The organism is Gallibacter intestinalis (assembly GCF_014982745.1).
Classification (GTDB): Bacteria; Bacillota; Clostridia; order Peptostreptococcales; family Anaerovoracaceae; genus Gallibacter; species Gallibacter intestinalis.
Genome location: NZ_JADCKA010000001.1, coordinates 72,920 through 85,301, shown reverse-complemented (window position 1 = coordinate 85,301; position 12,382 = coordinate 72,920). Strand labels below are relative to the sequence as shown.

The window sequence follows — 12,382 nt, the reverse complement described above, 5'->3', positions numbered from 1 at the left end:
TTATCTAAACTCGCCCTTCATCTCTATACTTGCAAATTCTTTCAAAGGCAGCTGTATAGCTTTGCTTTCTTTTTGACTTTTATATATAGCCAATACAACTTCAAGAGCATTTCTACCTGCCACAGCATCAACATATGGCTTTCTGTCGTTTTCTATAGCGTCCATAACATCAGCAAAGAGGCTCGTATGTCCGTTACCATAAACGTTACTTGTCTGTTCTTCAAGTCCCTTATTTTTGCTGTCTTCTTCAGTTTCATCAGCAAAATCCCATACATCTATATTGTTTGTAGATGTTCCACCGATTTTTACTGTGCCATTTTCACCAAAGATGTACAACGTTTCTTCTAGATTCTTAGGATATACATTAGTAGTTCCTTCAATTGTTCCGATTGCACCGTTTTTAAATTTAACTACAGCCATTCCTACATCTTCAGCTTCAAGATAATCATGGAACTGCTGTCTTGTTGCTCCATAGATTTCTTCAATCTCGTCGCCCATCATCCATCTAAGTAAGTCGATACCATGGATACACTGATTCATAAGAGCGCCACCATCTTCGGCCCATGTACCTCTCCATTTTGCCTGATCATAATATCCCTTGTTTCTATTCCAACGCACATGAATAGAGCCATGAGAAAGTTTACCAAATCTTCCCGCTTCAAGTGCCTTCCTGAGTTCCTGAATAGCAATATTAAATCTGTTCTGATGACATGCAGAAACTTTTACACCTTTCTTTTCAGACATTTCTATGATTTTATCTGCATCTTCAATGCTCATAGCCATAGGTTTTTCTATAATTACATTCACTTCTTTATCAATGCAATAAAGGGCAATCTCGGCATGTATTCCGCTTTCAGTAGCGATGCTCACAAGCTGAGGTCTTTCTTTCTCAATCATTTCTTTATAATCAGTATATCTTTTGATTTCTTTGTTATTTTCTAATCTATGCTTAGCTAAAAGCTCTTCCATTTTTTCCGGAAGCACATCGCATACTGCTACTATTTCCAAATTATTATTAACTGCTGCTTTCATATGATTTGTGGCAATGCGACCACATCCGATAAGTGCGTATTTCATTTTATCTATACCTCATTTTTACATTTATTTATAGTGCAATAACTTCTTTATAGTGGGTTTAATCCCTTCCGCCATCCTCAAGAGAGGTTTTAGTTTTCGAACATTATAGTATACTTGAGGTTTTGCTCCAAATCCTCTCACAAAGCGTTCTATATCTTCTATCATTGATCCTTCAAAATCAAATAACTCACTATGCTTTGAAGCAAATTTAATGCCTTCCCATACTAGCAACGCAGTAGCACCAGAATTGCGGTATAAAGGATCTCCTCCACTCATTAGATAATAACATCTTTTTTCATCATACACAAAATATGTTGCTGCATGAATATTTTCATCGTCATCAATCGCATATAATAACTTACATGCTTTTTCTTTTTTTAAGAATGTATCTAATTTTTTTATTATGTTTTCATCATATGGTGACTTCCTATTTTGTCGTTTAAATGTTTCATTTAACATTTTAATTAAAATATCAATATTTTCACTTTCAACAACTTTAACTTTTTTCTCGGCTTTTCGTATATCAGTTCTGATATTCTCTTTGAATCCTGCCCATACTACATCTAAATCATCTAGCTTTTCAATTCTATATGAAAATCTGGGCACTACTTTAAAGCCTTTCCACAAAAAAGGTAAAACATATTCATTATTTGCATCTAAATACAAATCATAGCTATAGTTTTTAGGTAATCTATCTATTATTTCAACAATATATTTTTTTTCTTTTTCTAATTGTTTTGATAATTTAGCTCCTGTTCTTTCAATATATAATCCGCATGTTTGAGATAACGGAGGTACAGTAGCTAATTTACATCCAAATTTTTTAGTATAATAAATTGGTAAAGCTGCTGCAATTTCACCATTATTCTTTTTTACAGTGATAATTTCCCAATTATCTCCGCACATCGAAGTTAGCCAACCCTTACTTTCAAAAATTGAATTAATATAAAGACTATTCATTTTGCCCTTCCAATTCTTTAATTGCATCTTTGTATGAAATAAATTCAAAATTATTCTCTTTTAAATAATCTACTAACCATAAATACCATTTTCTATCTGTGTCAAATCCATTGCTAAACATATAATCATGAAAAAGAATAGTTATGTATTGTAAGCCAACAGCCTTTGCATCATTAATAATTTTTTTGGTATTTTGTATTTTATCTTCAATCTTTGGTGGTAAGTAACCATCCATAATGGTTAGCGGAAACTCCCAAATATTATTCACTTTATAAGGTTTCTTTATTAAAAAGCCTTTGTTCTTATCAAATTCTGAACTATCAAATATGTATCCACATTTGTCCAAATTTTTTAATGTAATTTCATTATCAAATCTTACATAATGCATACGAATACCGAAGTCCAAATTATCAACTATTGAATTAAATGTTCTAGCTTCTTTACACATATTATCTAATTCACGATATTCTATACCATGAACTCCTACATCAAAGCCCATATCCTTTACATACTTTATCATTTCTGCTGCCTTAGATCGATTGTAGTTCATGCCTATTCCATTTTCCATTCCAAAGAAAAATGTAGATGGAATGTTATTATTTGAATCAAACTCCATCACCTCAGCTATACGATTTCTGCGTTTTTCAAACGGCGAGAGCATTCTATAGAAATATTCTTTAATACCATATTGTTTCTTTATTACTTCAATAGTGCTCCTTACCCACAATTTTGGATATATTAAATCAAACAAATGATCATTTCTGTATAAATGATCTACATCATGTGATATTATTACTTTCATAAAACCCTCGAGTATATTAAGTTGATCGTTAATTGCTATTTAAAACTACTTCATATAATTCAAATAAATTATGTTCTGCAATAGACCATTGAAATTTTTTTGCATATAAGTTATACCCATTAGCGCCCATTTTATGAATTTCTTCAGGGTTATCCTTTAAATAATTAATTGCGTTAACAACAGTTTCTAAATCTTTAGGGTCCACTGATAGTCCAAATTGATACTCTTTAATCATTTTAGTATTATACGGTGCATTATTTATGATAACCGGCAAATGCATTTGCATATATTCATAGACTTTAACACCAAATGCCGCTAATTTGTAATATTGACCTACATCTAGCAACAATTGTGCACCAACATCCGCCTCCTCATAAATATCATAAACTTCCTGTAAGGAAACTTGTCCTCTGTAATCAACACATTGATAACTAATTTTGTTTTTTAAATACTGTTCATAATTTTCTGATTCAAATCTACCCGCCAATATTAACTTAACATCTGCACGGTAACATGCATCGATTAGAACTTCAATGCCTCTATGCGCTGATAATGAACCAGTATAACATATTCTCATTTTTCTATTTTTATAAATATTATATTGCGTTTTATTCCGTTTAGCATTTTTTTCTGTTGGATAATTTGGTACAATAGCTACATGTTTACATCTAGTCTCATAGTCGTCCCATATTTTTCCTTCAGCATCAATTCTCTTACATACATAGATAAGACCATCTATTCTATTTAATACTTTACTTTCATAAATACTATATAGTTTCCCTACTATATTTTTTAATGGACCTTTAAGATAATCTTTTGTTCTAATTTGATCTCCATAAAATTCATGACTATCAAATATAACCTTTTTCCCTTTCCTTTTTAATTTTTTTGCTATCAATAGCAACTCTGGATCATGCAATTGATATACTTCCGCATCAATGGATATTGCTTTCAAAAAAATTTTTTTTAACTGATATATTCTTTTGAATCTATTAGCTGGATATGAGTTTGTAGATATAATTTTTACACCAGAAACTATTTCATCAGGCAAATCGTCATTAACAATCAAAGTAGTATCGTATCCGTTTTGAGCTAAAGATACACATTCTTTTGCAAAAATTCTATCATCATATCTACTATGTGCACTAGTAATATGGCAAATTTTATACATCACAACTCTCCATTTTCATTTAATTATTGTTTGTTGTTTTCCCTAAACTCCAACTATGGTAACATAATCTTCAGTGTCTTTTATTACAACGCTGCCCATGCCCACAGTAACATTTTTGCCAATTTCCAATTGGTTTTTAATAATACTTGATGCTATATAACTATTATCACCTATATTAACTCCTCAAAAATGCTTAATCATAGTTTTAATACCGTTTTCTTCAGAATATACAAAGCCTGATTCACCTATCACCACATTAGATTGAATAGTACAACGTTTTCCTATTTTAACTTTTCTATTCATTATAGCACCATCTCCGATGATAGTACAGTCATCTAAAATGTAATCTTATGTTGTGTTCACACCTTACTATCTTATATTTCATTTTTCTTCTTTCAATCCATTTTCTGTTTCTTGATAATTTCTATTACATTTGCTGCATTTCAAAGTATCATCCAAAATCTCACCACACTCGCATACCCAGCCAATCTGTTTAGCCGGTACACCTGCCATAAGAGCATGTGGCTTTACATTCTTTGTAACGACAGCACCTGCTGCTATCATTGCCCATTCTCCGATTTCGTGCCCGCATACTACTGTTGCATTTGCTCCTACAGTAGCGCCTGTATGAAGCACTGTCTTTTTATATCCAGCACTTCCTTTAGGGTATTTAGCCCTTGGAGTCAAATCATTTGTAAATACCATTGAAGGGCCGCAGAAGACATAGTCTTCAAGTTCGACACCTTCGTATATAGATACATTGTTCTGTACCTTACAACCGTTGCCGATTTTTACATTATTGGACACATTTACATTCTGACCAAATGAACAATTTTCTCCGATCTCTGCCCCTGACTGAACATGGGAGAAATGCCATATTTTAGTTCCATCACCTATTTTTACATTGTCGTCTACAATGCTTGTTTCATGCACAAAATACTTTCCCATTAGAGCACCTCAATATTTTCTCTGTTTTCAACATTTTTCATAGCATTCTTTGTATCGAATATTGCTTTAGCATTCTTCTGAATCATATCATAATCAAGAACGCTATGAGATGCTGTTATCATAATAAGGTCATATGAAACGATGATATTTTCATCAATCTTTTCTATTCCCTTAAAAATTTCACCATTATCCTTATATTCAGGAATAAACGGATCATAGAAGTCAACATCGGCACCGTTTTCTTTAAGCACATTGATTACATCAATAGCTGGGCTTTCTCTGTAATCGTCTATATCCTGCTTGTATGCAACGCCAAGCACTAATACTTTTGATCCATTAAGAGCCTTCTTATTTCTATTAAGTACTTTGCTTGCTCTTTCTACACAGTATTCAGGCATCTTGTCGTTAATCATCATTGATGCTTCTATCATCGATGTATGGAAACCAAATTCCCTTGCTTTCCATGAAAGGTAATATGGGTCAAGAGGAATACAATGTCCACCGAGACCTGGACCTGGATAAAATGGCTGGAATCCATATGGTTTTGTGCTTGCTGCATCAACTACTTCCCATAGGCTGATGTTCATTTTATCGCAAAGAATTGCCAATTCGTTTACAAGACCTATATTGATATTTCTATATGTGTTTTCAAGGATTTTTTCCATTTCTGCAACTGCAGGAGAAGATACTTCATAAACATCGCCTTCAAGGACTGCACGGTACATCGCCGCTATTACTTCTGTGGCATCTTTACCGATTGCTCCCACAACCTTTGGAGTGTTCTTTGTCTTAAACTGCTTGTTACCCGGGTCTACTCTTTCTGGTGAAAATCCAAGATAGAAGTCTTCGCCGCACTTAAGTCCAGAGCCTTCTTCCAATATCGGCTTTATGAGCTCCTCAGTAGTTCCCGGATATGTTGTAGATTCAAGAACAACCATTGTTCCTTTAGTCATGTATTTTGAAATTTCTATAGTTGAATTTTTTACATAGCTTATATCCGGCTGCTGATGCTCATCTAAAGGAGTTGGAACACAGATAGCTATAAAGTCAACATCTTTTACAAATGAAAAGTCAGTTGTAGCTTTAAGCATGCCTTCTTCTACAAGTTTTTTTAGATCTTCATCAACTACATCACCGATATAGTTATGTCCTGCATTTACCATATCAACTTTAGCAGGCTGCACATCAAAGCCTATGGTTTCAAAGCCTGCTTTTGCTTTTTCAACAGCAAGCGGGAGACCTACATAACCGAGACCTACTACTCCTACTTTTATAGTTCTATCGTCTATCTTTTTTGTCAGTTGTTCTTTTATCATTTGTATCCTCCTAAGCGTTAAGCAATTTATCTATTTCATCTATTATTTTGTTGTATGAGAATCCGTCTCCAAAAGCATGATTTTCATTAATGCTTTGTTTTTTCTCTAATTTATTGAGTATATCATTTTTATCAGGCTTAGCCAATTGATTTCGATTATCTATCATGGTTTCCGGCCACACTATATAATCGAAAACTGTTACGCATTGTTTTTCCGCAAAGAATGCTTCTCTCTGCAACCCTCCTGAATCCGTTACAATTTTTTCGCAATGGTTTACTAAATATACAGACATAAGATATCCTACAGGATTACAAAGCAAAACATTATTGAAATTATTTTGTTTTACTATCTGATATGCTCTCTCTCTGTTTCTAGGATGCACTGGATAGATAGTAGGATAAGGTAAAGAATTCATCGCTTCAAGTATTTCAGTAAGTGTTTTGTCATTGCCTGCGTTTTCTTCTCTATGACATGTCATATAGTAGAAATTATCTGGTATTATTATATCCTTCTCATCTAAGTCCTTTAAAGTTTCAGGCTGCTCATCGCCTACCTTTTTAGAATAATATACAAATGCATCATACATTGGGTCTCCAACGACTTTTACAGAATCTACAATGCCTTCTTTGTGTAGAAATTCCTTTGCAGATTCTGTACAGCAAAGATGTAGCGATGATACATGGTCTGTAAGTATTCTATTTATTTCTTCTGGGTTATCTTTAGTGCCCAGTCTGTTACCAGCTTCTACATGGATAACAGGTATATGTAATTTTACTGCAGCTAATGCTCCGGCTAAAGTAGAATTTGTATCTCCATATAAAAGGACTGCATCTGGTTTTTCTTTTATCAATACGTCCTCAATGGCAATTAACATCTCGCCTGTCATTTTGCCATGTGTACCACCGGATATTCCTAAATTGTAATCCGGTTTAGGTATATCCATTTCTTCAAAAAAAACCTCTGACATATTGTAATCATAATGCTGTCCAGTATGAACAAGTATTTCATGATACTTTTCTCTCAATGCTCTTGATACAACAGCTGCTTTTATAAATTGCGGGCGAGCGCCAACTATGGTAACAATTTTTTTCATTATTATTCCTCCATAATTTTTACAAATTCTTTTGACAAGGAAGTGTAATTAAATATGTTTTTAGCAGCCATTTTACCTCTTTGTCCCATATCTGCCTTTTCTTGCTCTGATAAGTTCATGATTTCTTTTATCCCCGTAATAAGGTCATCTTCACTTTGGCCATTTACTGATATTCCGCATTTATATTCTTTCACAAAATCATTTGGTGCATCCACCATATATAAAATCGGCTTACCACCCATCATGGAGTCAAACAACTTATTCATTGCTATTCCAAATCTAAATATTTTCTGACTTTTTGCCCCAACAAATGTTGCATCTATATAATTAAAAAGATCTGGAATTGATTTTTTGCTAATTGGACCGAAAAATTTAAATGTATCCTCAAAACCTTTACACATACTCTCTAATTCATCTCTATCCATACCAGGCCCTATAAAAGTAACTGCAAGTTCTTGAGAGTTAATCTTTTTAACAGCATTAATTAAAACATCTAAATTATATGTTTTATGCAAGCTTCCAAAAAAACACAAATTAAACTTGCCATCTTTTTTATTCTGCTCGAAATGTTCTTTTATTTCTAAAGGAATTTTTTCGTATTCTTCCCATTCCGAAAGTAATACTCCATTCGTTACATAACGCCAGTGTTCTGGATTCATTCCGTGTTCAACGAAATAATCTTTAGTTGCTGGCAAAAGCGATACAACAATATCTGACTTTTTACAAAAAGAATTTTCTCCGGCTTGCATCACCTGTATAAATGGGTGTTTTGGTGACATCCCACCAATTTCAATTGGACTGATAGGCCACATATCATGCACTTCATGAATAAGTTTAACTTTTTTCTTAGATAGTTTTCTTATTCTCTGTCCAACATATGTGTCTAATGGATAAGTAGATGAACAGATTACAACATCTGGCTCATATTCATCGACAATCCACCTAGCTTTTGACCACAACTTATATACAAACTTTGCCATGGTTTTAACTCGTTGCACACCATTGCCTTCATATTTATTTGTAATTATCCAATGATAATTAATGCCATCTATAACTTCGCTTTGGAAATCTTCTTTTACTTCAGGATTCTTTCTTCTTAAATGGGAATAATCCGCAGCTATTATATCAACTTTATGTCCCATCTTTACCCACTCTCGGGCAAAATAGTATGGACGAAATTCCATTCCCATCTCTGGAGACCCTGCATAATGATTTATCAGTAAGATATTCATATTATTCCTTATTAAAAAACCTCTATAACTGTTTTAAACATAAGTTTAATCTCATTAAAAAATGAAAATCTTTTAATTGCTTCAAGATTATATCTCATTTTATCCGGCAAAACATACTCTATATATGCTTCATCAACGCTCATGCCTGTTGCCGTTTTTTCAGCCATTATATCATCTTCATCTTTATACATAATACTAGCTAAAGATGTTACTCCAGCCGGAAGCAATAAAGTAGCCATCATCTCGTTAGTATATCTATCAACATATTTTCTGACTTCTGGTCTTGTTCCCACAAAACTCATATCGCCTATGAATATATTAAATAGCTGAGGCAATTCATCGAGCCTTACCTTTCTGATTTTAGAGCCGACTTTTGTAATTCTGCTATCATTCCCTACAGTTACAAGACTTCCGATTTTATCCGCATCCTGCACCATAGTTCTGAATTTAAAAATTCTAAAATCTTTATTATTTTTAGTAACTCTTACTTGCCTATAAAACACAGGGCCTTTAGAGTCTGTTTTTATCCATATTGATATAAACAAGAGTACAGGAGATAAAATGACAATCATGAGTAGAGATACTACGATATCAAATATTCTTTTTAATAAAAGGCTACCTCTTTTATGAGATAAAATATCATAATATCTTTTTACTTCGTCATTTTGTAATTTTTCATCCAATTGTTCCCATTTGGTTAGCATTACTTTTTATATTCCTTTAATACTTCCTCTATTACACTTACAACATAATCCAACTCTTCGTCCGTCATTTTACTGTAAAGTGGAAGCGTAATTTCGTTTTTATAATAGTTAAAAGCGTTTGGAAAATCTTTTATATCATATCCAAGATTTTTATATGCCGTGAGCATTGGTAACGGCTTATAATGAACATTTGTTGCTACACCCTTTTCCGCAAATCTATTAATGATATTGTTTCTTTCTGCTTCATCGATGTCATTTACATGCATAAGGTAAAGGTGTCCACTAGAAGTATACTCTTCTGTTTTATGCTTTAAGTAGGTTACATTATAGCCATCTAATACACTATTGTATCTGTTTATTATGGTTTTCCTACGATTTAACATTCTCTCATAGCGTTCAAGCTGTGCTAACCCTATTGCTCCCTGCAAATCTGTCATATTGCATTTGTAAGCCGGAGATACTATATCGTATTCCCATGCCCCGGCTTTGTTTTTGTTTAATGCATCTTTAGTCTGTCCATGAAGTGACAAGTTCATATACTGCCTATATATTTCTTCGTTATCAAAGCCTTCTATATTTCTCCATGTTACTGCACCACCTTCTACAGTGGTAAGGTTTTTTACTGCATGAAACGAATAGCATGTAAAATCAGCAAAGTTTCCTGTCTTTACGCCATTTCTCTCTGCTCCGAACCCATGAGCACAATCACTCATGATTACTATGCGACCAAACGCTTTCTGTATCTCATTAGAAGGAACGAATTTATCTTTATTCCTTTCTACACAGCTATATATTTTATCGAAATCACATACTGCTCCACCAAGATCCACAGGAATTATAGCTTTAGTATGCTCATTTATATATTCATCTAAAGCATCATAATCCATCTCAAAAGAGTCTTTAGAGATATCTACAATAACTGGTTTTGCTCCCACATGGCATATAACACTGCAAGACGCTGTATAGGTATATGCCGGCACTATTACTTCATCTCCCGGACCGACACCAAGTAGTCTGAGTGTCATTTCCATTGCTGCAGTAGCAGAACCAAGACAAACAAACTTTTCTGTTCCTACATATTCTGCAAGTTTCTTTTCAAACTCTTTTGTTTTTGGACCAGTAGTTACCCATCCTGATCTGAGCACTTCACTTACAAGCTCAATTTCTCTTTCTGTTATATCCGGTGGTGAAAAAGGTATATTCATAATAAAATCTCCTATTTGTTATCCGTTATTATATATGTAGTACATACATGTGTCACAAGTTCTTTTATGTTAGGCACATTGTTTTCTGCGCTCTCAATTAAATCATCCAATTCATTAAAGAACTTTTCTTCATCAAAATCAATAGGTTGACCTATAAAAATCATCTGATTTTCAGTTTTGCTGAGGCCTTCTTCATCCATCAGCAATTCTTCGTATAATTTTTCACCCGGCCTTAAACCTACTATCTCAATTTTTATATCTCCATTTGGAGTGTGACCTTTCATTTTTATAAGGTTTTCAGCCAGTTCATAAATCTTAACAGGTTCTCCCATGTCTAAAACGAATATTTCTCCGCCTTTAGCAAAAAGTCCTGCTTGAAGTACTAAGGAAACCGCTTCAGGAATAGTCATAAAGAATCTTGTTATTTCTTTATGGGTGACAGTAACTGGGCCACCATTTTCTATCTGTTTTAAAAACAACGGTATAACTGAACCGTTACTTCCCAATACATTTCCAAAACGAACCGCTGCAAACTTAGTATGCTGAGATTCATTTGCAAACGACTGAACAATCATCTCACAAATTCGTTTACTTGCTCCCATAACATTAGTCGGTCTAACAGCTTTATCTGTCGATATGAGTACAAAATTGTCCACTTCGTATTTATCAGCTAATTTAGCCACATTTAGTGTACCGAGACAGTTATTCTTTATTGCCTCATTCGGAGAATCTTCCATAAGAGGTACATGTTTGTGCGCTGCAGCATGATAAACTACATTTGGCTTATACTCTTTAAATATGTCTTCCATCCTGTCATAATCTCTGACTGAACCTATTAAAGTTTCTATATGTACATCTGGATAATTCCTCTTAAGTTCATTTTGAATATCATATGCACAATTTTCGTATATATCAAAGATAATCAAAGTTTTAGGTACATTGCCTACAATCTGTCTGCACAATTCTGAACCAATAGATCCACCGCCACCTGTTACCAATACTACTTTATCATGGAGAAATTCATGTATCCCCTTTTGATTAACCTGTACTGGTTCACGGCCCAATAAATCTTCATATCTGACTTCTCTAATCTCTTTAGATAAAGATGATGTCAAAGTTGATGATACCGCCGGAAGTATTTTAGTAGGCAGTCCAGTTTTATTGCATAGTTCAATTACTTCTCTTATTGACTTAGCGTCAGCAGAAGGCATTGCAATTATAATCTCCGTAGCACCATACTTTTTAGCGCTACTCTCAATTGCATTTCTGTTTCCAACTATTGGTACTCCCTGCATATATTTATTCTTTTTGTTTGGATTATCATCTATGGCACATACTACAACTGTATCCGGTGCAGTAGATTTCAATTCATTGAGCAATATATTAGCCGCAGAACCTGCCCCAATAAGCATCACATAATTTCTAATATTTTTAGATTTTCTTGACTCTTTATAGTTTTTTATAGCTACCTTTGCAAATCTACTACAAGAAAAGAAAGTTGCCATAAAAGCACAAATCAAGAAATAGTAACTTCGGGGCATATTTATTTGGAACAACACATGATAACAAACAAACAAAACGCCTATAAGTAAGGTCGCTTTAATAACTGCAACAAGCTCACTTAAAGAAGCATAAGTCCATACCCTGTTATATAACTTAAATATCCACATTACCACTATTGTTATAACAAAATAGACGGGTAGCGATCTCACTGCACCGTCGTAATACTCCTGTGGAATTGTAGTTATATCAAATCTCAAAATAAGCGCAAGCATTGCGCTTAAATATACTACTATGAAATCCAATATGATTAAAACGAATATTCTAAAACGCTTATTTTCAAAAAATTCTTTCATAAGTACTACCTTTTTCTA

Annotated in this window: 12 protein-coding genes; all 12 read right to left on the bottom strand. The window is 33.6% G+C overall.

All coding sequences use genetic code 11. From position 1 onward, the window contains the following. Positions 1-1,077: a Gfo/Idh/MocA family protein gene (locus tag INF20_RS00360; protein WP_226384409.1), complete on the bottom strand. Its 1,077-nt coding sequence runs from the start codon at positions 1,075-1,077 to the stop codon at positions 1-3. A 24-nt stretch (positions 1,078-1,101) separates the two neighbouring features. Next, entirely contained in the window at positions 1,102-2,037 is a 936-nt protein-coding gene (locus tag INF20_RS00355; RefSeq protein ID WP_226384408.1) for a GNAT family N-acetyltransferase, read from the bottom strand. After that, a complete protein-coding gene (locus tag INF20_RS00350) occupies positions 2,030-2,839 on the bottom strand; it encodes a polysaccharide deacetylase family protein (RefSeq protein WP_226384407.1) in 810 nt (269 codons plus the stop codon). Before INF20_RS00350 ends, INF20_RS00355 begins: the two co-directional genes overlap by 8 nt. Before the next feature lie 28 nt (positions 2,840-2,867). After that, positions 2,868-4,010, bottom strand: coding sequence for a glycosyltransferase (locus INF20_RS00345; RefSeq protein ID WP_226384406.1), 1,143 nt, complete (start codon positions 4,008-4,010; stop codon positions 2,868-2,870). Between the two features lie 183 nt (positions 4,011-4,193). Continuing rightward, the gene (locus INF20_RS08015) at positions 4,194-4,331 is read right to left on the bottom strand and encodes a hypothetical protein (protein WP_226384606.1); all 138 of its coding nucleotides are present in this window, start codon (positions 4,329-4,331) and stop codon (positions 4,194-4,196) included. Between the two features lie 60 nt (positions 4,332-4,391). After that, on the bottom strand, positions 4,392-4,958 hold the full coding sequence (locus tag INF20_RS00330) for an acyltransferase (RefSeq protein WP_226384405.1): 567 nt from the start codon (positions 4,956-4,958) through the stop codon (positions 4,392-4,394). Further along, complete coding sequence (locus INF20_RS00325; protein WP_264175448.1) at positions 4,958-6,274, bottom strand: nucleotide sugar dehydrogenase; 1,317 nt, start codon at positions 6,272-6,274, stop codon at positions 4,958-4,960. The genes INF20_RS00330 and INF20_RS00325 overlap by 1 nt, the downstream gene beginning before the upstream one ends. Positions 6,275-6,284: 10 nt before the next feature. Then, positions 6,285-7,367 carry a non-hydrolyzing UDP-N-acetylglucosamine 2-epimerase gene (wecB, locus tag INF20_RS00320; protein WP_226384404.1) on the bottom strand — a complete coding sequence of 361 codons (1,083 nt, stop codon included), beginning with the start codon at positions 7,365-7,367 and terminating at the stop codon, positions 6,285-6,287. A gap of 2 nt (positions 7,368-7,369) precedes the next feature. Beyond that, positions 7,370-8,599, bottom strand: a complete 1,230-nt coding sequence (locus tag INF20_RS00315) for a glycosyltransferase family 4 protein (RefSeq protein ID WP_226384403.1) — start codon at positions 8,597-8,599, stop codon at positions 7,370-7,372. Positions 8,600-8,610: 11 nt separating this feature from the next. Beyond that, positions 8,611-9,303: a sugar transferase gene (locus INF20_RS00310; protein ID WP_226384402.1), complete on the bottom strand. Its 693-nt coding sequence runs from the start codon at positions 9,301-9,303 to the stop codon at positions 8,611-8,613. Then, positions 9,303-10,508, bottom strand: a complete 1,206-nt coding sequence (locus INF20_RS00305) for a DegT/DnrJ/EryC1/StrS family aminotransferase (RefSeq protein WP_226384401.1) — start codon at positions 10,506-10,508, stop codon at positions 9,303-9,305. Before INF20_RS00305 ends, INF20_RS00310 begins: the two co-directional genes overlap by 1 nt. An 11-nt stretch (positions 10,509-10,519) precedes the next feature. Next, complete coding sequence (locus INF20_RS00300; RefSeq protein ID WP_226384400.1) at positions 10,520-12,364, bottom strand: polysaccharide biosynthesis protein; 1,845 nt, start codon at positions 12,362-12,364, stop codon at positions 10,520-10,522. Between the last annotated feature and the right edge of the window lie 18 nt (positions 12,365-12,382).